Annotated in this window: 26 protein-coding genes, 1 tRNA gene and 3 pseudogenes; 17 read left to right on the top strand and 13 right to left on the bottom strand. The window is 60.6% G+C overall.

Annotated elements, in window-relative coordinates:
• Positions 1-56: 56 nt before the first annotated feature.
• The 4 genes from AB4Z16_RS27200 (at position 57) to AB4Z16_RS27185 (ending at position 6125) form a co-directional block, all read left to right on the top strand.
• The gene (locus AB4Z16_RS27200) at positions 57-437 is read left to right on the top strand and encodes an MbcA/ParS/Xre antitoxin family protein (RefSeq protein ID WP_441514458.1); all 381 of its coding nucleotides are present in this window, start codon (positions 57-59) and stop codon (positions 435-437) included.
• Positions 397-1167, top strand: a complete 771-nt coding sequence (locus AB4Z16_RS27195) for an RES family NAD+ phosphorylase (RefSeq protein WP_441514444.1) — start codon at positions 397-399, stop codon at positions 1165-1167. The genes AB4Z16_RS27200 and AB4Z16_RS27195 overlap by 41 nt, the downstream gene beginning before the upstream one ends.
• 291 nt (positions 1168-1458) lie before the next feature.
• Positions 1459-1881: a hypothetical protein gene (locus tag AB4Z16_RS27190; protein WP_441514443.1), complete on the top strand. Its 423-nt coding sequence runs from the start codon at positions 1459-1461 to the stop codon at positions 1879-1881.
• A gap of 1898 nt (positions 1882-3779) precedes the next feature.
• Positions 3780-6125 (top strand): MobA/MobL family protein, encoded by a 2346-nt coding sequence (locus AB4Z16_RS27185; protein WP_441514442.1) that lies wholly within the window; start codon positions 3780-3782, stop codon positions 6123-6125.
• A gap of 282 nt (positions 6126-6407) precedes the next feature.
• Here AB4Z16_RS27185 and AB4Z16_RS27180 read toward each other — a convergent pair whose 3' ends face one another.
• Positions 6408-6836, bottom strand: coding sequence for a hypothetical protein (locus tag AB4Z16_RS27180; RefSeq protein WP_441514441.1), 429 nt, complete (start codon positions 6834-6836; stop codon positions 6408-6410).
• Between the two features lie 118 nt (positions 6837-6954).
• On the opposite strand from AB4Z16_RS27180, the gene AB4Z16_RS27175 reads away from it, so the two are divergent.
• Positions 6955-7200 (top strand): helix-turn-helix domain-containing protein, encoded by a 246-nt coding sequence (locus AB4Z16_RS27175; RefSeq protein ID WP_441514440.1) that lies wholly within the window; start codon positions 6955-6957, stop codon positions 7198-7200.
• 677 nt (positions 7201-7877) lie between these two features.
• Here the strand turns inward: AB4Z16_RS27175 and AB4Z16_RS27170 are convergent.
• A complete protein-coding gene (locus AB4Z16_RS27170; protein WP_441514439.1) occupies positions 7878-8123 on the bottom strand; it encodes a WGR domain-containing protein in 246 nt (81 codons plus the stop codon).
• Positions 8124-8521: 398 nt separating this feature from the next.
• Here AB4Z16_RS27170 and repA point away from each other — a divergent pair, with 398 nt between their 5' ends.
• The 9 genes and pseudogenes from repA (at position 8522) to AB4Z16_RS27125 (ending at position 15248) form a co-directional block, all read left to right on the top strand.
• A complete protein-coding gene (gene repA, locus AB4Z16_RS27165; RefSeq protein ID WP_441514438.1) occupies positions 8522-9724 on the top strand; it encodes a plasmid partitioning protein RepA in 1203 nt (400 codons plus the stop codon).
• A gap of 75 nt (positions 9725-9799) precedes the next feature.
• Positions 9800-10801, top strand: coding sequence for a plasmid partitioning protein RepB (repB, locus tag AB4Z16_RS27160; protein WP_441514437.1), 1002 nt, complete (start codon positions 9800-9802; stop codon positions 10799-10801).
• A gap of 156 nt (positions 10802-10957) precedes the next feature.
• The gene (repC, locus tag AB4Z16_RS27155; RefSeq protein ID WP_441514436.1) at positions 10958-12187 is read left to right on the top strand and encodes a plasmid replication protein RepC; all 1230 of its coding nucleotides are present in this window, start codon (positions 10958-10960) and stop codon (positions 12185-12187) included.
• Between the two features lie 72 nt (positions 12188-12259).
• Positions 12260-12620: pseudogene (locus AB4Z16_RS27150) on the top strand (antitoxin Xre/MbcA/ParS toxin-binding domain-containing protein); the annotation flags it as partial.
• The gene (locus AB4Z16_RS27145; protein ID WP_441514435.1) at positions 12617-13099 is read left to right on the top strand and encodes an RES family NAD+ phosphorylase; all 483 of its coding nucleotides are present in this window, start codon (positions 12617-12619) and stop codon (positions 13097-13099) included. The pseudogene AB4Z16_RS27150 and the gene AB4Z16_RS27145, both read left to right, overlap by 4 nt.
• Before the next feature lie 193 nt (positions 13100-13292).
• The gene (locus tag AB4Z16_RS27140) at positions 13293-13535 is read left to right on the top strand and encodes a type II toxin-antitoxin system Phd/YefM family antitoxin (protein ID WP_441514434.1); all 243 of its coding nucleotides are present in this window, start codon (positions 13293-13295) and stop codon (positions 13533-13535) included.
• Complete coding sequence (locus tag AB4Z16_RS27135) at positions 13535-13969, top strand: type II toxin-antitoxin system VapC family toxin (protein ID WP_441514433.1); 435 nt, start codon at positions 13535-13537, stop codon at positions 13967-13969. The genes AB4Z16_RS27140 and AB4Z16_RS27135 overlap by 1 nt, the downstream gene beginning before the upstream one ends.
• Positions 13970-14365: 396 nt before the next feature.
• A pseudogene (locus AB4Z16_RS27130) lies at positions 14366-14761 on the top strand (plasmid partitioning protein RepA); the annotation flags it as partial.
• A gap of 187 nt (positions 14762-14948) precedes the next feature.
• Positions 14949-15248 (top strand): WGR domain-containing protein, encoded by a 300-nt coding sequence (locus AB4Z16_RS27125; protein WP_441514432.1) that lies wholly within the window; start codon positions 14949-14951, stop codon positions 15246-15248.
• A 44-nt stretch (positions 15249-15292) separates the two neighbouring features.
• Here the strand turns inward: AB4Z16_RS27125 and AB4Z16_RS27120 are convergent.
• The 4 genes from AB4Z16_RS27120 to AB4Z16_RS27105 all read right to left on the bottom strand — a co-directional run bounded on the left by AB4Z16_RS27120 (position 15293) and on the right by AB4Z16_RS27105 (position 18186).
• Positions 15293-15368 (bottom strand) — tRNA-Ile (locus AB4Z16_RS27120).
• A gap of 597 nt (positions 15369-15965) precedes the next feature.
• A complete protein-coding gene (locus tag AB4Z16_RS27115; protein WP_441514431.1) occupies positions 15966-16340 on the bottom strand; it encodes a DUF5615 family PIN-like protein in 375 nt (124 codons plus the stop codon).
• Positions 16337-16918, bottom strand: a complete 582-nt coding sequence (locus AB4Z16_RS27110) for a DUF433 domain-containing protein (RefSeq protein WP_441514430.1) — start codon at positions 16916-16918, stop codon at positions 16337-16339. Before AB4Z16_RS27110 ends, AB4Z16_RS27115 begins: the two co-directional genes overlap by 4 nt.
• A 122-nt stretch (positions 16919-17040) precedes the next feature.
• Positions 17041-18186 (bottom strand): site-specific integrase, encoded by a 1146-nt coding sequence (locus AB4Z16_RS27105; RefSeq protein ID WP_441514429.1) that lies wholly within the window; start codon positions 18184-18186, stop codon positions 17041-17043.
• Positions 18187-18313: 127 nt separating this feature from the next.
• On the opposite strand from AB4Z16_RS27105, the gene AB4Z16_RS27100 reads away from it, so the two are divergent.
• Together AB4Z16_RS27100 and scpB are read left to right on the top strand one after the other, a co-directional pair.
• Entirely contained in the window at positions 18314-19264 is a 951-nt protein-coding gene (locus AB4Z16_RS27100; protein WP_441514428.1) for a DUF1403 family protein, read from the top strand.
• Positions 19265-19268: 4 nt separating this feature from the next.
• Positions 19269-19976, top strand: coding sequence for an SMC-Scp complex subunit ScpB (gene scpB, locus AB4Z16_RS27095; protein WP_441514427.1), 708 nt, complete (start codon positions 19269-19271; stop codon positions 19974-19976).
• A 41-nt stretch (positions 19977-20017) separates the two neighbouring features.
• On the opposite strand, the gene AB4Z16_RS27090 is transcribed toward scpB, so the two are convergent.
• The 7 genes from AB4Z16_RS27090 to AB4Z16_RS27060 form a co-directional block, all read right to left on the bottom strand.
• Positions 20018-20227, bottom strand: a complete 210-nt coding sequence (locus AB4Z16_RS27090) for a cold-shock protein (RefSeq protein ID WP_441514426.1) — start codon at positions 20225-20227, stop codon at positions 20018-20020.
• Positions 20228-20350: 123 nt separating this feature from the next.
• Positions 20351-20638, bottom strand: coding sequence for a BrnA antitoxin family protein (locus AB4Z16_RS27085; RefSeq protein WP_441514425.1), 288 nt, complete (start codon positions 20636-20638; stop codon positions 20351-20353).
• A 53-nt stretch (positions 20639-20691) separates the two neighbouring features.
• Entirely contained in the window at positions 20692-21153 is a 462-nt protein-coding gene (locus AB4Z16_RS27080) for a Ros/MucR family transcriptional regulator (protein ID WP_441514424.1), read from the bottom strand.
• Positions 21154-21676: 523 nt separating this feature from the next.
• Positions 21677-22690, bottom strand: coding sequence for a sugar-binding protein (locus AB4Z16_RS27075; protein ID WP_441514423.1), 1014 nt, complete (start codon positions 22688-22690; stop codon positions 21677-21679).
• A gap of 39 nt (positions 22691-22729) precedes the next feature.
• Positions 22730-23755 (bottom strand): ABC transporter permease, encoded by a 1026-nt coding sequence (locus AB4Z16_RS27070; protein WP_441514422.1) that lies wholly within the window; start codon positions 23753-23755, stop codon positions 22730-22732.
• A 20-nt stretch (positions 23756-23775) separates the two neighbouring features.
• Positions 23776-24516, bottom strand: coding sequence for an ATP-binding cassette domain-containing protein (locus tag AB4Z16_RS27065; protein ID WP_441514421.1), 741 nt, complete (start codon positions 24514-24516; stop codon positions 23776-23778).
• A gap of 742 nt (positions 24517-25258) precedes the next feature.
• Positions 25259-25465, bottom strand: a complete 207-nt coding sequence (locus AB4Z16_RS27060; protein ID WP_441514420.1) for a hypothetical protein — start codon at positions 25463-25465, stop codon at positions 25259-25261.
• Between the two features lie 166 nt (positions 25466-25631).
• Here AB4Z16_RS27060 and AB4Z16_RS27055 point away from each other — a divergent pair.
• A pseudogene (locus AB4Z16_RS27055) lies at positions 25632-25817 on the top strand (3'-5' exonuclease); the annotation flags it as partial.
• Positions 25818-25899: the final 82 nt, after the last annotated feature.

Below are 25899 nucleotides of genomic sequence, written 5' to 3'. Positions count from 1 at the left end.
GGACATCTTTCAAAGGGAATTGTTCTATGTTATTCTTTCACAGGAAAGGATATGATATGCCCACTCTTCCCGGTCACGCTTCCCGCCCCGAGGCCGGCGCGGTCATCACGAAGGCTACGATCCGCGCGGCCGAGCAGCTTCAGATCACGGCCCGAACCCTCGCGGCGATCATAGGCATCAGCGAGGCCACTGTCTCACGCATGAAGCGCGGTGCCTTTGGCCTGGAGCCTGGCACCAAGCCGTTTGAGCTCGCCATCCTGTTCGTTCGGCTTTTTCGGTCCCTCGATGCGATTGTCGGAGGCGACGATCAGATCGCGACCAGCTGGCTTTCCAATCCCAATACCGCTCTCGATGCGCGACCAATCGAGAAGCTTCAGACCGTGAGTGGACTTGTCGATGTCATCGCCTACCTGGACGCGCGTCGCGCTCTCGTCTGAGCTTCAGCCCTTCGAGGGTTCGTGCTGGCGCCTCGTTGAGGCCCAGCACCGCGTCTCTACTCTAAAGCTCACCGACACCCTCGCCGAGCAAGCTCTGCTCGAAGACCTGATCGAGGAGTCGAAGCCACCCGTTCCGGCGGAATGCCGTCACCTCGACTTCCTTCTCGCGACGCCCTTCCGGTACGGCGCGCTCTATCCCCACGGATCGCGCTTCCGGCGCGCCGGGCGGACCGCCGGCGTCTACTACGCAGGCGAGCAAGCGACGACGGCGATCGCTGAAATGGCGTTTTACCGGCTGCTATTCTTCTCCGAATCTCCCGAGACGGCCTGGCCGTCCAACGCCGCCGAGTACACGGCCTTTTCGGCTGCTGTCGCAACCCCGTCCGTCCTCGATCTTACTCAGGATCCGCTTTCCAAGGACGCAGCCATTTGGACTGATCTGATCGTCTATGAGGGCTGTCAGGCGTTCGCGGATGCGGCCCGGAATGCCGATTCCGATGTGATCCGCTACCAGTCGGTTCGCGATCCTGCAAAAGGTAGTAATCTCGCGATACTGCTCTGTCGCGCGTTCGCAAAGCCAGCCCCTGTTGAACGACAAACCTGGCGCATGCGTCTCAGCGCGTCCGGCGTTCGCGCTCTCTGCGAATTCCCGCAGCAGGCGCTCGAATTTGGGCGGGACGCCTTCGCCGCGGACCCCCGCATTGCCAGGCTGAACTGGGATCGGGGTTAGGAAAGACTTCCCCTTCGGAGCGGAAGGGTCGATCGAGGACGATCAACTCCGAATCCTCGGAAGGAACAGGACGATGCCCCACGTCTGTGGCGACGACGGTTTCCAGGAAGCCATGGACTATCAGCTCAACGCCGGCTTCGCCTCGATCATGGATCGCAGCTTGCACTCATCTGATCGCAAATCTCACCCATTCGTCAGGACCATGCCGCTCAATCTTACCAGGAACCAAATCGGCTCCTGTTGATGTAATCGGAGTAGCGGCGTAAAAAGACGAGGCACAGAGACACTCCAATGGCTTCGCAAATCGCATCCTTCGACTACTACGAGCTCCAGCGAGCCAAGCAGCTTGCCCGGGCGGAGGATGACGCGCGCCTCGCCTCGGACCCCATGGCGCGCGCTGAGCTGGAACGCCGTAATGGCATGTTCCAGCATTTGATCCGTCACAAATGCGGATCGGGCGGCGGCGAGTACCCTTCCGCAAATCTTGACGTCCGACGCACCAGCCCTCGGGCCTACGGAAGTTACCCTATCGGATCGTACCTGACCGCCGACGAACCTGTGGCCATGGTTCTACCGCCATCGAGCCCCGTACCTCCGTACCCAAGTCTATTCACCAGCCAAGACATCGACTATTTCGGCGAAATTGGCGTCGCGCAGATATGCGACGCCGCGACGTGCGCGCGCGGAAGCCCGGCCAAGATCGAACCAGACTAAGATCGCGGCCCCGCCCGTTGGCGGGGAATTTCTTTTGTCCGATCCCACAATCCCAGTGGTCGATCGGGCATTGCAGGGGCGTCGAGAAAGTCGGTTAGGGCGAAGAGGGCAAAAAGGTCAGGAGTACAATCCCAGGCGGAGCGGATGAATCTGCAAGGGTAGAGAGGTGGTGAGGTCCGAGTCCCTCGCAGCGAGGTCGCGCGTCGAAAGCCGATTACGCCCCTCGAAAATCGGTGAGCGCGTGAGGCCGGGTCGAGATCCGATTAAGCCTCGGAGGCGCGCTCGCCATCACCGTCAGCATCGCGCAGCCCTGACCTTAGACCGATGTGCAGGCCCGACCTCGCCCGTTTCGCGCGGGGTTTTCTTATGGCCGATTGGCCAATCCCCATCCGCAGACCTTGCGCACGCGCAACCATGGGCTTGAGCGGCAAGCCGCCGGGCCGCCTGATTCATGGTCGCCCCGCAGTCGACCGATACGGTCGCCATCATCTGCCTCCCGGCACCTCGACTTTCCGATTCAACGAGGTCGCTGACGCGGCGCCAGGGCTACCGATCCACCCTGCCGCAAGAGCCTGACGGCTGCCCCTCACATGCATCAATCCGTTTGCCTGTCCGCTGCGATTCACCGCTGATTCAGCGCTACGGATTCATGCCCGACGACGAGGGGCTTTCGCTCGGGGCGACCCCCAAACTCCGCATTTTGGGCGTCGCCTTTCCGAGCTCTCTATCAGCGGTCAACGGTGCTCCCGATTCAGCGCTGATTCACGAGGGCGACCCCCAAACTCCGCGTTTCGGGGGTCGCCCTTTTCCAACCCATGATTCGCGCTTCAATTCGCACCTCTTTATATCCCTCGATTTGACCACGGCGACCCCCAAACTCCGAATTTCGGGGGTCGCCTTTTTCCGAGGTCCGCTGATAGGCTGAACTTCCGGAAGAAACAGCATAGGGCCCAATACCGTAAAGCTGGAGCGGGGCTCCAGTCTTTACTGCCTTTCGGCTTTGGGCTCTGAGAGGCTAATCCTTCCCGAAGTGGGAAGGATGGAAAAACTTGATACAAGCCCGTTTTCCCGACCCAATCGAGCTTGCCTGCTGACCCGCGATTTTACCGGTCCGGAAAAAGTTTCCGGCCACGGGCAAATCGCGATCTAAGGCTCAGTTGACTCGCGTTCCGGCCACTAGCCGGACGCCCTTTCCGCGGCGCCGAAAGGCTCCTAGGAAAAATCGTGCTGTCTCCGCGCGCCCCAAAGTTGGGACGCACAGGCCGCCAATGGCGGCCTGTGTGCGGAGATCAGAAAGCATCCCGATATGCCGCCGGTCAGGTGAGATTTCCGGGCTCACTGCGATGTTCGAGAATCTCCCTGGTCCAGCGCCAGAGCACCCGCACGCCGCCCTTCCAGGCGGTGCCACAGCGCGGCAAATCCTTGTCGTGGCGAGTTGCCTAATTGGCCGCGCATAATGCCTGTCGCGGCCCAAAAAAACGGCCCGGAAATTCCAGGCCTCTATCGTGTCATCACGTTTGATATTGCGTCAGTGCAAGGTGTCCCCACCCGCCTGCGCCTTGCGCTGGTCCGCCTTGATCTGCATCAGCTCGCGGAAGGCGGCTGCCATTTGATCATCGATCAACTTAGCGGTTTCCTGATCGTGATTCCGCTGGGCTTTCGACCCTCGACGATCTCATCGATCTGGTCGCAGTGCCTCTCATCGTGGGGTACGGTGCGCCGTCGAGATTGCGATAGCTGACCGAGGCGGCGATGAAGATCCGCGGGCAGTCGCCCTTAGTTAGTTCTTAATCATGAGCGCATGCTGAAGCGCGCAGAACCACGGCGGCTTTGGAAGCCGGTGGGCTTCGAGCTTTAATTGTGGTGCCGCAATCCCGGATTCGCTTTCACGCCTTTGTATGATTGATCTCGACGACATTGCCGCCAGGAAGCGTACTGCAGCCGATGAGCGCGCCGCGAAGTTGCGGGCGCGAAAGGACAATCGACGGGCACAGCGAGAAATCGAGGCCGATCACAAACGGGAGACCGAGGAAGGAGAGCGTGCGGCTGCAGGTGCCCTCCATCGGGTCAACTCTATTGAACGGCAGGCCCTGCGTCGCATGAAGGACGTGTCCCGAGGTGGTGTTGGACTTGGCGACATCGCCCGAGTTCTGGCCAGACCCGGTATTCGGACCGCGAGCGGTCTCCACGGCCAAAAGGCACATAGGCAGACCAGCAGACCGCAAGGCCAAAACGGGGCTGTCTCCTTCCATTTTTCGGTCACGACTTTCTCGAAGGGAGGTGAGTTGGTTGATGTGTTGAAGGGGCAAAAAAGCGTCGCGTCAGCTCTCAGTGGTGGGAGGAAACACCAGCGCTACATCGACCGCGAGGACGCCGTAGAGGTTATTCCGTCGAAAGAAGTGCTGGGATGCATCGACGAACCCTCCAAGCTAGAACAGGTCGCCCGCGATGGCGTGGAAATCTCTTCCTTCGGCAACATTGGCACGACCAGGGAGGAGCGTGATGCCTTCTGGGAAGCGGTCGATAATGCCGAAGACGCGCCCCGCAAGACCAAGGTGATCCTGGATCCCGAGAGGGGCCCTGCCGTCTGGGCCAATATCCGGGAGATGGCCCGGACTTCGTCCCCATTGTCTTCAACTCTCTCGGTGGCACTGGCCACAAACCAGGCGGTCTCGGAGAGCGTCACGGAAGCTGAAGGTCTCAAGCTCATCGAGATATTCCAGAAAGCAGGCTTCACCAGGATCTCGGCCGAGCAGAGCGTCGATGATCTACCAGACGCGCCAATCGCTTTCCTGGTAGGTCGCGGCGGCCGGGTCCAGACGCGCCTCGTGATCGAGTTTCCGCACGAATTGACCGCCTCCCAGCGACTGTCGCTAGCGAAGGCATTCTGCCGGCCCTACGAGGATCTCGCCCTCCCCTATTGGGCCGCCATCCACGCTCCAAACAAGCACAACGATAGCCGGAACTATCATGTGCACATCAATCTCTACGACCGGCCCGCCAAGAAGATCGAGCATCCCGAGAAGCCCGGCTCCGGCGAGTTGATCTGGGACTTCGCCTATGTGAAGCATTTTAAGACCGCGCGGCGGCAAAGCCGTTCCAACCGGCCATTCCTACAGCCGAAGCTCCTCGCAATTGGCCAGGAAAAGACATGGATCCGGACGGAGCGCGCGCGATTCGCCAAACTCGCGAATGAGCATTTGGCTGCCGCTGGTGCCGAGAAACGCCTAGACCCACGTACGTATGTGGAGATGGGCGTGGCCGAGAAGGCACGAGATCGCGTTGATCCGGCCTCCTATGCGCGCGAGCGGAAAGGCTTGGAAACGGCACAGGGCATGAAGCTAGCCAACCAGCAATGGGCGACCAATCTGCAATCCGTTGCAGCGATAGCAAAAGCGGATGCTTCCTATGAAGCCTATCGCCGAGCCTGGCTCGAAAGGGCCTTGGGACCACAGCATGGTCGTCAAACGGCCGAGGCGCTCATTGCAAGTAAATCCGCTAAGGAAATCGTCCGTCTCTCGGCGCGCAAGGCCGAGCTCGTCAATGAGCGCAATGCCATCTCGCATGTGTCGGCGAAACTTGAGTCGCGTTCACGCCTCAAGTCCAAGAAGGCACGGGACGACGCCGATGATGCCGCTATCGCCATCGCCGGCGAGATGAGGAAGACTGTCGAGGCTGTCGACAATCGCATCCGGCTTCTCCTCTCTGAAATTCAGAAGGCCGAGGGACTGGTCGTTAAGGCGAAGAAACTCGACGACGTCACAATTCGCGCGGAAAACTACGCGGCGTTGAACAAGGCGATGCGCGGGATGACCGAGCGTCTCATGGCAGAACCCGCCATCCTCGTTCCCGCGTTTAAGGCGAATCAGGGGGCTGCGGTCGCCGGCGGCCAGTCGGCGTCGCAGGCCGGTCGAGCCGGCATGGGAAATCACTCCGTCGATCGTCTAAGCAGGGTCCGCAATACAGCGAAGGCACTCGCCGCCGAGCGTGCAGCAACCCAGCCCAATACTTCGCCAGATGCCATCAAGCCGCCTAAGCCTTTGGAAGCGCCAATGTCGGCCGCGATCGAACCGCGCCCGCTTGCAAAAGAGCCTCAGCCCGGAACGCCCGTGGCATCAAATCCGGCGAGGCCGAAGCCGCTCACCGATGATGAGCGGCGCAAGAAGGAGGCAGAGCGTATCGCGCAACTGCAGAAGAGACTGGCGATCGCCCGTCAACGCGGACGCGGAGGTCCGGAGCGCTAGCGATGACTACCTTAGCAGCGATCCAACATTTTCAGCATCTCTCATCGCCGGGCGATAGCCTGATGTTTTCGAGGCTGCCCGTCCCGATATCAGAGCCCGATCCCCTTCCCTATTCGGGGCTTTGAGCAGCCCAACGCGATCGACGCGGGTTCAAAATTTCAGATCTCAGCGCGATCCTGCTCAGAAGTGTTTGGGAGTAAACAGTTTCTTCTATAATTTGAGAGCAGCCAGCAGCTACATGAGCTTTCTGCTGACATGTCCTTTGGTCGGCATGCCGTGTTGTCATTTTCCAGATTTTTGACGTGGCACATCACGAGCTTGGGTGAGCAGTTGCATCAATTCTGCGTTCTGCTTCCGAAGCAGTTCTAGCTCAGACTCTAGCTGACTTATCTTTGACTGGTCCGGCTGCCCTATCGGCAGATTTTCCAGTCCTATCCACCTCACCAAAAAGTCGACAATCGGATGATAGCCATGAAGCGTTACCTTCGCTTCGGTTCGATTAGTTCGGCTGTTGCCGCGCTTAAATTTTGGCGCGTGACCTTGTGCGGCGCACCAACCATCGAAAATCTCCTGCCAGTTATCGCGGTTTGTCAAACTTCCGAACACGTCCACCACCAGAAGATATTTGACGCGGTCGCTATCGATTAACACCCACTGAATTTCGAGCCTGAGTTTGGAAAAGCCGCGCGCTGGCGAAGGAAAGCGATCCATCAGAACTCGCACCACCTAAGCGCTCATGAAAGTTCAACGGTCATAACCCCAATGTGCGTTATAGCGCAACGCGGCATACCGCGTCGCGCTAAACGGCTCTCCGCAGATAAATGCGGAAATGGATATTAGACAGGTGATCGCCGCGAATGCGCGAGCCGCTAGGCTGACCAAGGGGCTCACCCAAGCTCAAGTTGCGCAGCGTCTGGGCGTCGACAGGGCACATGTGAGCGCACTTGAAATGGGCCAGCGAAACCCGACTGCGACTAGCCTCTGGCAAATCTCTCAGGCGCTAGAAGTGGCGGTCCGCGACCTTGTTGATGACGGCCATCCATTCGGCAGTCCACGTACTGTGGACAAACGGTGACGGGCTATCGATGCCGCCAAAAATTGCAAAGCAGTTCCGCGACGCAGTCTTCTACGTCCTTTGGCGGACGGTCCAAAAAGATGACTCAATCGCCCTTCCCTCAGTTCCAGTGCTCGAGCCCAGCAAGATCTTCTGCCCAAAGAGGCTTCGCGCCAAATTTTGCTTGGTCCTGCGTGCAGGTTCCAAAATCATGGATCACGCGTAAGGGAGCTAGCTCAGAGATTACTCTGAGCTTCGGCGAAGCAAGCTCTCGGTCGAGGTTTAACGGATAAAAAGGGGGCGAGGCGATGCGACCGACCGCCTGCACCAGTGCCGCCTCACCCTGACACTAAACACCACGCCACGCCTACGCTCATGGGCCGATGCTGATGGCGCTCCTGACCGTCAGTTGAATCCGGCCCGCGCGCCACTTGATCACGTCGATCGAGCCATGCCCCTTCTGGGACCAAGCCAGAGACGTAACCATCGGTGGTGTCTCGACTTGTAAGCCCCATGTGAGCGCGGGCCCTCTGCTCGCTACGTACGCGTCAGTGCCGACTTTTCTGGGGCGTCTCGTTTCGTCGGCAGCCAAAAGGGCTGGAGCCCTCAAATCGCGAACGATGTCCTCGAAGTTCCGTTGGAGGTTTTCGGCATCGACGTCCGCGGCAGGGTTACGGTCCAGAGCGGTAGCGTTCAACCTAGGTCGTAGGTTGACGAGGGACATAGCCCCGACCTCGCTTTCGTTCGAGCCAGCTATCCAGTGCTTCCCTGGCTGATGCGTGGTCGCAATGTAGATCGACGCGACTGCGCCCTCGCCTCCCAATCCTGCCCCACTGGCGAACGAGGCTCAGCTCGCCCCAGAGGGTCGGCTCTATTGAGAGCACATAGAACCGATGCATGTCCCGGGTTCGATCAATTCTATCTAAGACAATAAGGTTGAGCATGACCCGCGCCGCTGATTGACAGGCACCGTAGAATCGTCGGTTCTTCGGTTCACGGTCCAATGCATTTTAAGAATCGATCAACGGCAAACGATTCCTGATCGGAATGTGTGACAAATTGGGACCTCGAACCTTTTCAAAAATGCGTGGCTCTGAACCGATGCTGCGGTTCGATTGACAGCTGTACGGAACGTCAAATTCGTCCGCCTTATCAATATGTTCTGGCACGATAGTTCTAATGCTTTGACCGGGCCTCCTGGAAAATTTTGAGTTTACTTCTCGTTAACTCAAAATCGGTTGCCGCCTCGCGCGAATCGGGCATAATTCACGCTTGCAATTCCCGTTGCTCCGGAAAAGCGTCACTGCTCCGGAAAAGCGTTATTCCGATAGGCGGCCACTGGATGAACTTCGCGAACATCAGCGATGATACAGGCAAGCTTTTTCACGAGATCATTCTCCAGCAGGGAGAATTGATCTCGGAGAAGCTCAATCTGCTGCGTATCCAACATTACCCACCCAACGCGAAGAAGGGCTTGCGGTCGTTCACACTCAGTGAAGTCGCCTATTTCCTCGGAGTTACGCCGTCGAACGTCAAAAAGCTTCATCTGGAAGGCAAGGGGCCAACGCCTACCACGACTTCCTCGGGGCGACGCACCTACACGGCCGAGCAGATGCTTGAGCTTCGGCAGTATCTGGACCGTCACGGACGGTCGGGTGTGAAGAAGTATGTGCCGCACCGGCGGCCTGGCGAGCCACTTCAGGTGATCTCGGTCGTCAACTTCAAAGGTGGCAGCGGCAAGACGACAACGGCTGCACATCTCGCGCAGTACCTCGCCCTCACCGGCCATCGGGTTCTTGCAATCGATCTGGATCCGCAGGCATCCTTGTCGGCGCTCCATGGAATTCAGCCGGAGCTCGACAAGAATCCTTCGCTGTATGACTGTCTGAAATACACGGCCGATCGGGTGCCGATCACAGATGTCATCTGGCCCACCAATTTCCCTGGACTCGACATCGTGCCCGCGAACCTGGAACTCCAGGAGTACGAGTACGATACGCCGATGGCGGCGCAGCGCTCGATTGAGGGAAAGCAATTCTTCTTGCGGCTAAGCGCCGTGCTGAAGGATGTCGATGATCGATATGACGTTGTCGTTGTCGATTGCCCGCCCCAACTTGGCTACCTCACGCTCACGGCGCTCACCGCCTCGACCTCTGTCATCATCACGATCCACCCCCAGATGTTGGACGTGATGTCGATGAGCCAGTTCCTCTTGATGCTCGGTGGGATCCTTGGCTCCATCGTGGGGCATGGTGCCGACGTCAGGCTCAAATGGTTTCGCTATCTCGTGACAAGGTACGAGCCGACTGATGGGCCTCAGGCTCAGATGGTTGGGTTCATGCAGGCTATGTTCCCGAAGTTCATGCTGTCGAACCCAATGCTGAAGTCGACGGCCATCGCCGACGCCGGGATCACGAATCAGTCGCTGTATGAACTCGATCGGTCCCAGTTTACCCGTCAAACCTACGACCGTGCGATCGATTCGCTAAACGCCGTGAACGAGGAGATCCGTTCCCTGATGCATGACGCGTGGGGGCGGAAATGACTGCCGAATTGACAGCTGTACGGAAACCCAAATCGCTTCGGCAGTTCAACATGTTACGCGGAGCTACGGGCAAAAATGGCGCGTAAAGGTTTGCTAATGAGGGCGATTGAGGCACCGACCGAAGGCGTCGCAGCACCTCTGTCTCCAATCCAAGAAGCGCGGGCGCTATACGCGAACCGCGGAGCGTCTCGCGCCATGAAGCAGTCAATCGAGGAGATGGCGGATCAGGTGAAGCTCATCGCCGACGGAGAAGTCGTCGTTGAGCTGGACCCCGACCTCGTCGATAGCTCATTTGTCGCCGACCGCGTCGATGACGATGAGGAGGCGTTCGCGCTCCTAAAGGATGGAATTGCGAGGGAGGGGCAGTTACAGCCCATCCTCGTCCGACCGCACCCTGAGATTGCCGGCCGGCACATGATTGTTTTTGGCCACCGTCGCCACCGTGTCGCGCGGGAGCTAGGCAAGCGCGTCCGAGCTGTCATCCGTTCGTTGGACGATGCCGCGCACATCGTCGCTCAGGGCCAAGAGAACGCCCGGCGGGCCAACCTATCGTTCATCGAGAAGGCGCGGTTCGCGGACAGTCTGCGCAAGCTCGGGCAGGACCGGGCGATCATTATGGCTGCCGTCAGTGTCGACGACACGGTTGTCGCGAGGATGTTCACGCTCGTCGAGGTGATTCCGCAGGAAGTCCTTGAGGCGCTCGGCGCCGCCCGAGGGGTAGGTCGTCCGCGTTGGGAAGACTTAAAGCAGCTGATCGCTCACCCGGCGAAACGCGAAACCGCAATTGCAATCGTCCAGTCGGCAGACTTCGATCAGACGCCGGCTTCGGACCGGTTCAACTTCCTGGTGGACCGGCTCAAGAAGGCGCACAGGCGCCCACAGAAGGCGAGGGCGGCGGAAGGTCAATGGACACCCACTGACAATCGTGTCGCTGCGAACTTCAAGAACACGGGGCGGACATTCAGCCTCTCGCTCAAGTCCAAGGATGCAGGCGAGTTCGGCAATTTCATTTCGAGCAACCTGGAGAAGCTTTATCGCGACTTCAGGACGACGAAAGATCGTAACAACGGAGATTGACCGCAAAAGAAAACGCCCCCGAAACGGATGTTCCGAGAGCGCTCTCTGTCTTAAGCAAACCGAGAATCGCACTTCCTCGAATCACCGTCAAGAGTCTCGAGAGAGATTTGCGCCATTCGGCGAGCGGATTTCTTTTGCCTGAATAGGGCAAAGGACATGGAACCACGACTCTCGACGACGCCCTTTGGGCGGCGACCGCTGACACTTGCCCTTGTGGCAAGCCAAGCGGGGGCAAAGACACGCCCGCCGGAAAAGGCGGTTCATAAATGGGAGACTTTTCGGGCTATCTGCACCGCAAAGGAGAAGCTCGGCATCTCGGAGCGCGCTTTGGCGGTTCTGGATGCTCTGCTAACTTTCCACCCGGAGACGGTCCTCACGGGGGAGGGGCTTATCGTGTTCCCGTCTAACCAGCAGCTCTGCCTTCGGGCTCACGGCATGGCGCCGGCGACGCTGCGACGGCATTTGGGCGCGCTCGTTGATGTCGGCTTTATCATCCGGCGCGACAGCCCGAATGGTAAGCGTTACGCGCGGAAGGACCGCGCCGGCGGCATCGAGCTCGCGTTTGGTTTTGATCTGGCGCCACTCGTCACCAGGGCCGAGGAATTCGAGCGACTGGCTGATGAAGTTCGCGCAGAAGAACGCGCTCTGAAGCTCGTTCGGGAGCGCGTCACTATTTGCCGGCGGGACATCTGCAAGATGATCGCGACCGGAATGGAGGAGGGCGTTTCGACCCGCCGCAACGGAGCCGGCCCGGCCGATTGGACGGAGCTTCACGAGCTCTACCGGGGCGTCGTGGGGCGGATTCCGCGCTCCGCCACCCGCGAGGTTCTTGAGCCGATTGCCACGGAGCTGAGCCTCTTGGCCGATGAGATCCTCAACTTGCTGGAAGATCACGTAAAATCACAAAAACTTAGCACCAATGAGTCTCAAACTGAGCGTCACATACAGAATTCAAATCCAGACTCCCTTATTGATCTTGAACCACGCTCTCCAGAGAGCCCGGGGGCGAGGACTGAGAGTTCTCCTGAACCGCTGCGGATGCCAGATCGGACGTTCCCGCTAGGAATGGTTCTCGACGCTTGCCCCGACATCATCGATTACAGTAAGGGCGGGGTGGCTAACTGGCGCGACTTTCAGGCGGCTGCCGCGCTCGTTAGGCCGATGCTCGGAATTAGCCCCAGTGCCTGGCTTCATGCTCAGAGCGTGATGGGCGAGCTCGACGCCGCAATCGTCATCGCTAGCATCCTGCAGAAGGGCGAAACCGTGTCCAGCGCGGGCGGCTATCTGCGAGCCCTCACACAGCGGGCCGAAAACGGCGAATTCTCGATCGGGCCGATGCTCATGGCGCTCATTGGCACCAGAAAGCGGGACAAGCAACGGGCATGACGACGTCGACACGGCGCCCGGGGGGCGATCTGGCTTACTCGTTCATGGACACGGCAAGCTGCTTGATGGTGCAGCCGTTCGCCCTTCGGGTTGATCGCCCGGATCGAAGACGGCCTGCCGTTTGGTTCGCTCGAGCGCGTGGCGCGACTGATCGCGCCCAGCGACGCCCAGTTCAAATACAGGCTCATCCCCAAGGCCCCCTACACCGCGGACCGCCTCTCGTCGGACGAGGGGGCACGGCTGGCGCGGGTTGCGCGCACCTGGAGCCTTGCACTCGACGTCTGGCAGGATGAAGACGAGGCGCGGGAGTTTCTCTTCAGGCCACATCCGATGTTGGAGGATCGACGCCCGATCGAGGTCGTTATTCATAGCGAGATAGGCTCTGAACATGCTCGACGTGCTCGGCAGCCTGAAATACGGCACGGCTGCGTGACTCCGCAGATTCTGGACCGTACCGTGCCGGGTTCTCAGATTGGAAATCCGACAGGAGCCTACCCGATTTTCGATGCGACTGGATCCACGATAGCGCCTAGGCGCTGGAATACGGCGGGCAGCCCGCTGATTTACCCCAGCGAGCATTTCTCGACGGCCCTCCTTGAGAAACTGGTGCACGGCAGTGGGCGCCTGCAGCCCAATCAGCACTTCATCCAGCTCACATTCCCGAAGGGGCTATCCTACGAGGTCTTCTCGCCGCCGGCGTTGCCTGGCTGGGATGAAATGCCCGCGACAGTGAGCAAGGCCTTTGGAGAGCGCTGGTACGGAGAGAGGCGCAGCGCCATTCTCATCGTTCCGATCGGCGTTGCCCGCCTCTACCGAAATATCCTCGTCAATCCGGCGCATCCTGACTCCCGAGCGATCGAAGCGAGTTTGCTTCAGCCCGTTTTCTGGGACCGCTGGTTGTTCGCCGCGTAAAGGCGGCGGCGCGAAAAAAAGATGCCCTCTCAAGAGGGGCCGTCAGTCACGTCCGAATACGACTTGCGCCGAGGATTCCTGGACAAACCATCGAGGCGCCGTGCATTGTGACGAGTGGATTCGGTTTGAGCCTGTCCGCTTGCGAGAGCCGCCATCGCTAGCTATATGACCACAGTAGTCATGGGAGCGGGGAATGAAAGAAATTCAGATTAAGGACGCTAAGGCCACGCTCTCGGCTGTCGTCGATCAAGCTGTCCGCGGCTACCCTGCGGTCATCACCCGACACGGCAGGAAGGAAGCGGTCGTGCTGTCGTTCGAGGAATATCAGAAGCTCGCGCAGATCCCGAGCTTCGGCCGGCTGCTCGCAGCGTTCCCAGGCGACGACGGCGATATTCCAGCGCGCAGCGGCAAGTTGAGCCGCTCCGTCGATATCTGATGTTTCTGGTCGATACGAACGTCATCTCAGCGTTGGCGCCATCGAAACGAGGGCGCGTCGGGGCGCTCATAGAATGGCTAGACGTGGCGAGCCCGCGGCTTTTTCTGTCGGTCATTTCGGCGGCTGAGGTGAAATCCGGGATCGCCAAGGCCGAACGGGAAGGCGCTACGAAGAAGGCGCGAGGGCTGACGGAATGGTGGGAGAGCATAGAGCATCTCTATGCGGAGAAGCTGCTGCCTTTCGATCTGCGGTGTGCCCATATTGCCGGGGAGATCCTTGATGCTTCGCTTGCCCATCAGCCGGGATTTGAGGATATCGCGATCGCCGCCACAGCCCGCCTTCATGAGCTGACCGTGCTAACCCGCAATCTCAGGCATTTTGAACCGCTCGGCGTGAGAGCGATCGACCCATTAGCTGCACTGCCGGAACTGTAGCGGGAGTAGGTCCACGCTACAATTCAGAGATTCGAGGGTGGAAGCAGTATGCGCCGCCGCCAGCCGGCGCGCCTCGGAGGAATGGAGCCACCCTAGGCAAGGCGAGTGCCTCGCCCTCCAACCGAAGGTGCTCAAATGTGGCTTATGCCGCTAAGCATCACGGAGACGATTAGAAAGACCCGGACAGGCTGGCCAGCCGCTGTCCGGGTCCAATTTCTAACCTAAGTCGCTAAAGGGCGGCAGGTGCGCCAACATCCGCCGTCCACTACGGCAAAATAGCGCTTCCCGGGACGATCTGCAAGGTTGCGCAACACCGGGCTTACTTCCGCGCGCGAGCCAGGAAAACCCGACCTCCTCAGAGGCTCGCCTATGGGCCTTCGGCGGGAATTCCAGGGCGATAGCCCGCCGCAACTTGGTTACCTGACGATGAGCGCGCTGAACGCCGCTACGGCGATGCTCATAATTCTTTCTCATGACCACCGATTTCATGAAGGTGATCGAGGACGCCGGGGGAAAGATCGAGCTCGATTTTTTGCGATACGTGGTCACACGGCACGACCCCCATGACGTGCCTGAGGCGCAAATTGTTGCTTGGCTGAGATATCATTTCGGCGAGCACGTTTTGCGTCCAATTGCGTGGAAATCGACTGCGATCGCTAATGCAGGCCTGACGAAGCAATCGCTCTACGAGATCGCGGCTCCGTGGGGAGAGCGGCGTATGATCGTGCCATTGATTCCGTCGATGGTGTGAACGACGAGATTGCTGAACTCAAGGGAGCCTGGGGCCGATGAGCAAGCGCTCTCAAGTCATCAGTTCGCTATTCATGGCGCCGCCAGCGTTGTCAGCTGACAACAAACCTACCGAAACGCCGCATCGGGTTTCCGCCGGTTCGGTGCGCTCATTGCAGAACACGTTCTCTGATGTCGAGAGAGAACGCCGAACTGCGTCAGCGTCTGGACGCTGGAGAAGTCATTGTGGATGTCGTTCCAGCCGACATCACCCCGTCTGATATCGCCTCGGATGCAGATGTTGGTGTTGGACCGATCCGATCCAGCGCAGAATATGGCTCGGTTCTACGTGCTGGCGATTGAGCCAACGCTGTTTGGCGATGTCGCGCTCGTGCGCGAATGGGGGCGCCGGGGCTGTTCCGGTCGGCGGCGATTGGATCTCTACGGGGATCAAGAGACCGCAGCCGAGGCGCTGCAGGACTGGCTCCTCAGGAAGACCCGGCGTGGCTACGACGTCGTAGCAACTTCAGTGACAAATGAAGGGGCATAGCCGGAAGGCTCACCGTTGTCGGGACGGCTGCTTTTCAGAGAGCGTGGTGGGCCGGGCCGGACTCGAACCGGCACCGGCGCTGTTATGAGCAGCGAGCTCTAACCATTGAGCTACCGGCCCGCTCCGGCGTTTAGCATTCTGCGCGATGGGCAAACAAGGCTGAGCATTCGTTCCTCCTGGACCGGAGATGAGCCCTCGGTCTCTGCGGTAGGCTGACTCGTTCGCCCCGCGTGCTGATCGTCGAGGAGGGAAGGGGGCTGGCCCCGTTGCTGTCTGGCCACACGAGAGGGGAGTCTGCCGGTTCGCGAACAATCGCGATTGCGTGAGGCCGGGATGAGTCCGAAACTGGACCAAGAGGGAGGAGAGGTTATGCATATGCCGGACAGCTCTGAAGCCTCTATGGCTCGGATCAACGGGATCCTCATTCGAAGCGCCATCGCCGTGGCGATCACCGCATCCATCGTGTTGCCGCTGCTCCGCTAGGTCTGATCGTGCGAAGGCGCGCGAATTCGGCTCGAGGCGAAAAAATCGACCTCTTAGGAAGCTCGCTGAGTGCCCTTCGAGCTCGTGACGGCTAGGTCGGTGAGGTCGGGTGCTTAAAAGCCGCCAATGGTCATTTATGGGGCTTTGCGGCGCGCTTGCTTACAGCGAGGGTTCCAGAGGTCCCCAGAACGGGCAGTGTCGGATGTGAATATCGCTTCGCCTGAGGAAGCCCCGCTAGGGGAGGGGAGACAACGTGAAGCTTCCGTCTTTCCCAATTTCGAGAACGTGATTGACGATAACGTCCGACGGCCCGCCCTGCGATGCTAGGTGGGCGATCCCGTTGACCAACAGGCTGAACGACTGTTCGCGACTGACGCTTGGAAGGATGATCAGCCCAGGATGCAATTCCTGGCGCGCGACCAGCTTGCGGAAGTCGACAGCATTCTCGGTTACGATCGCTCGGTCTTCATCCAGGCAACGCGCCAGCACGACGTGATCGGGTTCGCCGAGCCGTCCCTTGTCGCGCGGGTGGGTCGCATCGTGCCGTCCCTCCTCGTTGAGACGGCGAGCCAGTTGCGGGGACAAGCATTCATCGATGAACAACTTCACGCGGCCTTCGCCCAAGGGCGGCCACCAGGTCTTCCAATGATGGGGTGTGTCCGGGCATAGAACACTGCAGTTTCGACCGCCTCTCGTGTCAGATGAGGGTTGTCCTCGAGGACATCGTCGACACTGTCGCCACCATCAATGCGCCCCAGCACGGAATACACCGTCATCCGAGTGCCTCGCAGCACCGGCGTGCCACCCATGATGTCGGGATCGACGTGAACGAAATCCTCCCGCGCTTTTCCATAACGTTCGGCGCGCTCAGCGAGGTCAGATCCGACGAGTGCGGACACATCTACAGTGACTGCAGGTGCGATCTCCAACGGCTCGGCCGTCATGCGCGCAGTCGAACGCTTGCCGAGCGCGCGTGCCAGATCGCGCTTCGTTTCGAGCGAAAGAGTGACGGGCAATCGGGCAACGATGGCCGCATACGGTACAGCGTGAAGGGGAAGCATCCGACGTCGGCCTGGCGCCGCTGCACGGATGCCCGCCAGCACCTTTTCCTCAATCGCCTTGTCGACGGCGCGAACCGGAACATTGGCCAGTTCGGCTACCTCGCGGGCGGAAAACTCGTTGGGCATGATAATTACTCCCTTGTAGAGGAATATATATTCAGTTGGCCGCCTCGACAAGCTGGAACGCGCTTCGTGTGGGTGGCGGCCGAGGCATGTTGATGCCAGCTGCCGACCTATTCCGGACCTCGTCACAATCCCGCGGCCTTGGTGAGATTGACCCGGAAGCGGTCGCGGCGACGCTGATAGCGACGGGTCATTTCGGCCGAGGCATGACCGAGCTGCTTCTGAACATGGCGCTCGTCGACCTCGGCCGAGGAGGCGAGCCCGGCCCGCAATGAATGGCCTGCGAACTTCTCTTGCCGTTCTCCCTCGGGGAGATCGCCACGCACCCGGGCGGCGAGTGCGGTGCGCTTGACCAGGCGGGCGACCTCTCGGTCGTTGAGGCGCTCGGGGCCGACGGACTGGCCCTGGCCGGTCACGCGCCGAAATACGGGGCCGTGGGCGATCCTGGCAAGCTTCAGCCAGGTCTGCAGCGCCACGATCGGGCAGGTGGCGTCGGCAGAGCCCCGTCCGATTTCGACCTCACGCCAGCCGGTCTTGCCGCGCAAGGTGACGACCAGGCCCAAATTAAGGATTTCGATCCAACCGCGGCCGTCCTCCGTCTGGTCGCGACCGACGTCGAGACCGACGATCTCGGACCGCCGCAAGCCACCGGCAAAGCCGATCAGCAGCATGGCCCGATCGCGTAGCCCTCGCAGCGAGCCACGATCAAGCGTTTCCAGCATGGCGATCAAATGCTCGGGCAGCACCGCCTCCTTCTGGCGAGGCGGGGCTGCGTGGGTGTTGCGGATGCCAGCGAGCACGGTCGCAATATGGCGGTCCTTGCGATCGAGTGGCGTTCCGCGCTGCGTATAGGACCAGGCCAAGGCCGACAGCCGCCGCTCGATCGTCGTCACCGTATTCGGCTTGCGATTGGCCGTGGCCGCGCCCGACGCGCAGGCGGTGATGTAGAGCCCGACGGTCTGCGGGTTCGGTGGCAGGGGCGCGAGGGCCTGGCGCCGACACCAGCCGGTGAAATGCGTCCAGTCGGAGGCGTAGGCGCGTCGTGTGTTGTCCGAGCTCGCCGCCTTGACATAGCCGCGGGCTCGTTCGGCGAGCTGCTCGAGATGCGCCGGTACGCCGGCTTCCACCACGGCGAGCGGGGAGGGGAGGGCGTCGCTCTCCTCGGCCGGCGTCCGCGGCGCGGAATGATCGACACCTGCTGCCGGGCGCTCCGGTGGGGCGGCGTCCTTCGAAGCGTGATTTTCGGCGTTCCAGACGTCGTTTTCGGCCATTCCTTATATAAAGAGTAGAATGTCCGATAATGCAAGATTATCGGTCATTCTTTCGCGTCGACAGGACGTGCGGTTTTGTTTGAGAGGCATAGCCTAAAGCGCACATGCGTGACATGATCCTCGGACGATGGCCGCTCTCGATTCGACCGCCAGTGTCGCTTTCACGCCCCCGGTTGTCCCCGGCTGGGCCGTGCCGCGTGGGCTCGTGACAACCGACGCCGAAGCGGCGTTTCTGGCTGGCGCCGCGTTGAATTCGCTCAACAATCTGGTGCTTGCCGACCCGCCTTGGGTTGGAGCCTGGCGTCAGCGCCTTGCCCTGAAAAGCGCTGCCGTGGCCGTCGCGCTCGTCGGACGGACCGAGACCGAAGCGCAGTTGCGCGACGCCTGGCATCTTCGCCAACCGGGAGCCGAACTCGGACCCGCCGGCAACATCTTCGCGGCGTGGCGCTGGCTGGCTTCGCGTTCCCCCGCGCTCGATGAGACGATGTTGCGTTCGACGATCGAACTGCTCGGCTTGCGCTGGAGCAATGATCTCGGCCGGTTGCCGGAGGATCTCGATGAGGTGACGCGCTCCGGCCGACCTGCGCCATTGATCGCGGCCCAGATTTTGATCGAGGTTCAGTGCCTGCGTCCCGACGCTGGGCTGCTCGGCTGGTGGCTCGCCGATCTAGCCTTGGCCCAGAGAATGCGCTGGTCGATGGCCGTGCCTTTGCTGGTGATGCAAGCGGGCGGCGCCGCCTTTCGCAACCCGGGAGATCGCAGCCGGATTCGTCCGGGAGGGGAGGGGTTCGAGCGTGCGATCTGCGTGGCGCTCGCGCTGGCCGCGGCCGAGGCCTGCCGGATCGCTGGCGACATCGCACCGCAAGCCGCGCGTCTCACCGCCGTCACGCCGAAGCTGCGCGCTAAGGGGGCAGGGGAAGTGATCCGGCGCTTGCTCGACGAGGATGCCGTGTCCGGCACGCTGCAGACGAAAAATCTGACGCGCTGGGGCGCGCGCCGATTGTTCGAGCGGCTGATCGTCCTGCAGGCCGTGCGCGAGCTCAGCGGTCGCGCGAGTTTCCGGCTCTACGGGCTTTGACGCGATGGCCAGGCGCACCCAAGCGGAGGAACTGTTTGACACCGAGCTCACTGACCTGCCGCCGGACATGCGCTGGCGTGAGTGGATGGGACGGGTCGAGGCCGTGATTTTCGCCTCACCCAAGCCGGTCGATCGCGAAACCCTGGCGCGGGTCGTCGGTCGCGACTGCAGCCTCGATTTGTTGATCGCCGACATCCGCGACGAATTGCGTGGTCGTCCTTACGAGCTGGTTTCGGTCGCGGGCGGCTGGCAGCATCGCACGAAGAAGAGCTTCGCCGTCGCGATCCGCACCGCGACCGGGCTCGGCGGAACCGACAGCAAGGCCCTGTCCCAGTCCGAGAGCCTCGTGCTGCTCTGTATCGGCTATTTTCAGCCGATCACCCGCGCCGAGCTCGGCAAGGTCTTCGGCAAGGAGATCAGCCGCGATACCATCGGCCATCTCCGCAAGCTCGGCTTCATCGCAGCCGGCCCCCGCAGCCCGCAACCAGGCGCGCCTTATACCTATGTCACGACGCCTAAGTTTCTGTCGGTGTTTGGCCTCGCCAGTCTGCGCGATCTGCCCGACATCGAGAAGCTCGAGGACGCCGGCCTGCTGACTAAGGACAATCTCCTGGCCGTCGATGTTCCGATCGGAATCGACGACAACGAGGATGAAGAGGTTTCCCAGGATGTCGTCGACGAGCCGAATGTGTCGGACGGACTGGAGCCGTGAACGGCAAGCGCCGTTCCAAGGTTGCGCCCGGCGTTAACACCTCACTCGGCGCGCAAATTGTCCGCCGAGGTTTTACCAGACCGCTTGTCCTGCACAAGTTCGTAGGAAATCTTCTGACCTTCCCGAAGCTCGCGCAGACCGGCCCGCTCGACCGCGCTGATATGGACAAAGGCATCCTGGCCGCCGTCATCCGGCTGGATGAAACCAAAGCCCTTGGTCGCATTGAACCACTTCACCGTTCCTGTCGCCATGATCCACCTTTCGCTTATTGGGCGGGCGAACATGGCATGGCGAGTAAATTCGGCAAGCCCAAGATGCGGGTTCGATGTACTTGCTGCACGCCCCGGCGCGGCGGCGCAGGCGGTAATTCCACCTCAGCCGACGTTTGACGAATTCGGCTCGTCCGGCGGCAAGCTGTCAGGACGTGGCGCCATGCCAGCGGCCGCCCGGAGTGCATTATTGATGAGGTCCTGCCAGCCTGGCCCGGCGTTTTGGAAGTGTTCGAGCACGTCGCGATCGATCCTTAGTGACACCAGTTCCTTGGCTCCGGGGATCGCCGGCCGCTTGTCGATCGGCGCTGCTGCCTTGGGAGCCGCGGGCTTGAACAACGCCTCGGCCTCGTCGCGGGCGCTGGTGGGTCTGCGGGTCCTGGCGCGGCTCATGATGCCTCTGCAAATGATCGCTGTGGCGGCCGATGACGAGCGCCACTTTTCGGTTAGGTTGTCGCCTTGGCCTTCGCGCGCCGCACCGGTTTTGCCGCAGCCAGCTCCGCCACCGCGGCCGGCTTGCGGCCAAGCCCGAGTGCCTTCGCCATGGCCGAGCGCGCTTCGGCGTAATTTGGCGCGACCATCGGGTAGTCGGCCGGCAGGCCCCACTTCGCCCGGTATTGCGCGGGCGTCATGTCGTACTTGTTGCTCAGATGCCGCTTCATCGATTTGAACGCCCTGCCATCTTCAAGGCAGATGATCGCGTCGGGGGGCACGGACTTTTTGATTGGCACTGCCGGAACCCGCGGCTCGGCGGCCGGCGCAGGCGGTGCAATGCCCAAGCCTGCCAGCACGCCATGGGTGTTGGCGATGAGGTCGGCTAGGTCGGCCCGAGTGACGTTGTTATGGGCGGTGTAGGCCGCAACGACCATCGCGGCCAGATCGACCAGCCGTGTGCTCTCGTTTGTCATTCGAATTCCAGATCCTCTGAGGTTCACGTCCGCCGGGGGCAAACGTCCCCAGTCACCCAAAAAGGGGCTGATGATTCTCGCTCGGGCGGCAACGTTGACAATGTAAGAGCGACACCTCGGAGCTTCGATATACCGCCGCAGGACCACGCTGCAAATCACCCTCAACTGCCGATGGCTATCAAAGCTGGCACACGCCGATATCTGGACATTGGCAGATACCCATCTGTGGCTCGGGGCTCGGTGACCGCCCCGCTCCATGAAGACTGGCCGTCCACCCAGAGGACGCGAAAGTGGCCCTTAGCCGCCGTTCGGAAAGTCCGCTTTCCGGCAATCCTGTCCTCGCGACGCCACTAGGGGTGAAGCTGGCCCTCTCCCGACATACGGAAGGTCTGCTTCCCGGCAAGGCATCGAACGCGCATTCGTAGGCGGGTTCATCCGGGGATCTCCAGCGCAGGTGCTGGAGCTTCGCAGTCCCAGCAGTCCAGCGCCGCCCCCGGATGAACAACCTTCATAGCTTCGACAGCTAGCTACCGGAGCCCACGCAACTTGCGACATTCTGCGGCGTGCAGACGTCGAGGCCAGTATAGGTGGGATCCTTCGGCGCGGGCTTGCCGTCCTTCATGTCCTTGAGGAACAGCATGGTCCTGTAACCCATCTCGAATGGGCGCTGACCAACTTGCCCCTTGGACAGGCCGGCCTTCAGAAGATCCATCTGGACGGGCAGCGTATCGGCGACGACGAGTGCAAGAGAGCCGTCGTCGATGCGGGCCTTATACTTCTCTGCGACCTTGCGATACGCTTGCGGGATGAACTGCGGGAAGCCGCCGGTCGGCACGAAAGCATCGAGCTTTGGGTTCTTGCCGAGCGTATCTTCCATCTGCTGCACCGAGAGCGGAAAATCGTCATTGGTGTAGAGCGGGCAACCTGCGACCTCGGTCCAGCCATTCTGGCCCGAGAGCCTCGTGCCGGGAGCGGAACCAGATTTCGCACCTGACAGCGTATCGCGGATTCCTTGCATGCGCTCGTTATGGTTTGCAGCAGCCGCGCCACCGGACTGGATGCAGATCGTCCCGCCCTTCGGCTTGATCTGCTGGACGAGCTTCGCGAGGTTGACGCCGATGTCATAGTTATACGTGCCGACATAGGCGGTGCGCAGAGCCTTGTCCTTCGCGAGCAGGTCTGAATCCCAGGTCAGGACCGGAATTCCCGCTTTCTTTGCGCCCTCGAGCGCCTTGCCCATCGCGGCTGCATTCGACGGAGAGACGGCGATGCCATCGACCTTCTTGGTAATGAGATCGTTGACGACCTGGACCTGTTCATCGCCGCCGCCATGCTCGCCGGGGCCGATATAGAGACATTCGATCGCGCCATTGGATTCCTTCTCGGCCTTCTTGCAGCCGTCCCGGGCCTGGTCGAAGAAGGGGTTGTTCATGTTCTTGGGAACCAGAGCGAAGACGTATTTCCTGCCCTGAGCCTGAACTTCTCCTCCAACAGCGAGCAGTGCGAGCGCGGCGACACCTAAAGTCAGCGTTTTCATGAGGGTCTCCTCCTGGTGGTTATGGTTGTCCGGCATTCATCATGCCGAACGCCTGCCGCGGATCCGCTGCAGCAGAACCGCCAACACGATGAACAGGCCGACGAAGGCGCCTTGCCAGTTGGCGTCGACGCCGGCCATGAGAAGAGAATTGCGGATCACCTCGATGAGCGCGGCGCCGATCACAGCGCCGTAGGCCCCGCCTTGCCCGCCCATCAGGTCCGCGCCGCCGATCACGGTCGAAGCGATCACGCGCAATTCGTAACCCTGTCCGAGCGCATTGATGGCGGAGCCCTGCCAGCCGACGATGAGGACGGCGCTCAGCGCGGCTGTCAGGCCCGAGACGATATAGGCCTGCAGCTTGATCCGCCGGACCGGCACGCCCGTCAGGCGGGCTGCGTTCTCATTGCTGCCGATGGCGTAGAGATAATTGCCCCAGCTCGTGAAGTTGAGAATGATGCTGAAGGTGACGGCCAGCACGAGCAGCACCCAGACCGGGTTGGCAATGCTGAAGATGGAGCCGCCGCCGATCGCATTGAAAGCGTCTCCCGAGGGACCGAATTCGTAGATCATCTTGTTCTGAGACAGGACGATGGCAAGCGAGCGGGCTCCGGACAGCATCCCGAGCGTGACGACGAAGGCCGGGAGGCCGACATAGGAGATCAGGACGCCATTCACGACCCCGACGACCACTCCGGTGAGAAGACCGGCGAGGATTGCGAGCGCCCAATGCCCCTCGGCCTGGAGAACGAGGCCGCAGACGACGCCGGCGAGCCCCATGATCGACCCGACCGACAAATCGATGCCGCCCGTGAGGATGACGGCGGTCATGCCGATCGCCATGATGCCGATGAAGGCGAAATTTCGCGTGATGTTGAAGAAGTTGTCGGCCGAGGCAAACGCCTCCGGTTGATACCAGGTCATGGCTAGGGTCATGACGATGAGGGCGATCGTCACCCAGAAGGGCTGGCTGGAGAGCAGCCTCTGCCCAAAACTCCGCTCCCTGAGGCCAGTGACGTCCTCGATCGCGACACTGCCTTGAAGCGGGCGGGTAACGGCGCTCGACATGGGCGGCTCCTTGCGCAGCATCAGGCGGTCTGGATGGCCCCGGTGATCAATCCCGTGACCTCCTCAGGCGAACTCGACGCAATAGGCTTGTCGGCGACCTTGCGGCCTCGTCTCATGACGACCACCCGGTCGCAAACGGCGAACACGTCCGGCATGCGGTGACTGATGAGGACGACTGCGATTCCGCGATCCTTGAGCCGGTGGATCATATCCAGCACCTCGGCGACCTGACGAACGCTGATGGCCGCGGTTGGCTCGTCCATGAGCACCATCTTCGCGTTGGCAAGGCGTGTCCGTGCAATTGCCACAGCTTGGCGCTGGCCGCCGGACATCAGTCTCACGAGATCGCGGGGGCGGGTCTCAGACTTCAGCTCTTTGAACAGCTCGGCGGCGCGGGCGTACATCCCCTTGTAGTCGAGGACCGCAAGCGGACCGATGCGGCGTTTCAGTTCCCTTCCAAGGAATACGTTCGCGGCCGCGCTCAGATTGTCGCACAGGGCGAGGTCCTGATAGACAACCTCAATCCCCTCAGTCCGGGCATCAACTGGCCTGCGAAAGTGCTTGACCATGCCATCGAGGCGAAGCTCTCCCTCGGACGGAAGATAATTACCGGCGACAACCTTCACTAACGTCGATTTGCCCGCACCATTATCACCCATGAGGCCGACAACTTCACCTGCGTCAATTGCTAGATCGACGGCCTTTAGTGCCTCGATCGCGCCGAAGTGCTTTGAAATTCCCCGAAGTTCCAGCAGAGGCATAGGTCTATTCCTTATGCTTCGGGCGATCTATATTTGTTTAAACCATAATTCAGATAATTTTTATAAGTCATATTCAATTATATTAGCTTATGTGATAAATGATTTAAACAATTATTCAAAATATCTGATGTTAATTTTTATAGCCGTGCATTTACATAACCGATCGCCAGCCGCCGCGTCGTCGAAATAGCTGAGCTATTCGCCACATCACATTTGCAGTCCATTCTCTTCAGACCGCGCCGAGCATTCGGAGCGCAGTCATCGGCGCGAACCTCGATGACTCCATAGCTAATGCCTAGAACGCGGGCGTCTGCTGTGCCTCAGGCTCTTTCGCAAATCGTCCTCGCAGAATGCTTCCAGCGAAATCCTACGCTCAACAGACGATTTCGTCATTCAGGTAAAGGCGTTCGTCTGCCTTCTCCCGCCCGTCTGGCGGGGCGGGACCGGCATTCAGAGAGCCTCCACCCTCCTTGCAGCCGGCATGACGTGGCCAGCCGCTTTCCCAATTGTCGGGCACGCGCGACCTCTGCGCATCCTCGTCCTGTTGTTCGTCGCCGGCAGTTTTGACGGGGATCACCGAGATCTGTTGATCGTCGCGGTCCCCCGGCTACCTGCGCTGCCATTCAGCCCGGAGTCGCACAGGCAATGGCTCAACGTCCGGTCATGGCGCTCTGTGTCTTGTCGCTTTCGGCAATGCTACTGCTGTGGAAGTCCCGCCTTGTGGCTAGTCAGGCAGCGGGCGTTAGCGGCTGCGTGTTCGGCTGCGCAACGCCAGACATGCGGCGTCACGAAGTTCAGAACCGCTGACGCCTCCTCGCGCCGCCACCTTGAGACCCGAGCGCAGCATCAGCAACATGCTGCCGGCGGCGTCGGCGTCGAGCCTCTCGTCGAGTTCGCCGTCTTCCATACCAGCGCGAACGCGAGCCGCGAATGCCTTGACCAAGGTCATGCTGGCAGCTTCGTTGAGAGCATTGATTTCAGGGTCTGCGCGGCTGAACTCGACGATCGACCCAACGCCCAAGCAGCCGCTTTCGACGTCCCAGTCCGACGAGAAAGGCGGTTTCGATACCTTTGGCCGGCGACCCTTTCGCCAGGGCCTCGTGCATCTGCGCTGCTTCATCGCCGAGAAGGTTCTGGAGAACCGGGAGGGCGGCTCGACGCTGAAGCAACAGGCGGTGCTGTCTCGCGCCTCCCATCACAGCGGTCCGCTCGAAATCGAGCTCACGCGCCGGAACATCCCGTTCGTCAAATTCGGCGGTCTCAAGTTCCTCGACAGCGCCCATATCCAGGATCTGTTGGCCTGCTGCGGAAGGGCATTCTCCCACGCGCGCGCCCCTGGCTCAACGACCTTAGAGGTCGACATGCTCAGGCATCGCTTTCAAC

The sequence above is a fragment of the Allobosea sp. TAF32 genome, from assembly GCF_052113585.1.
GTDB lineage: Bacteria > Pseudomonadota > Alphaproteobacteria > Rhizobiales > Beijerinckiaceae > Allobosea.
This window is presented reverse-complemented; position numbering and strand designations above follow the sequence as displayed.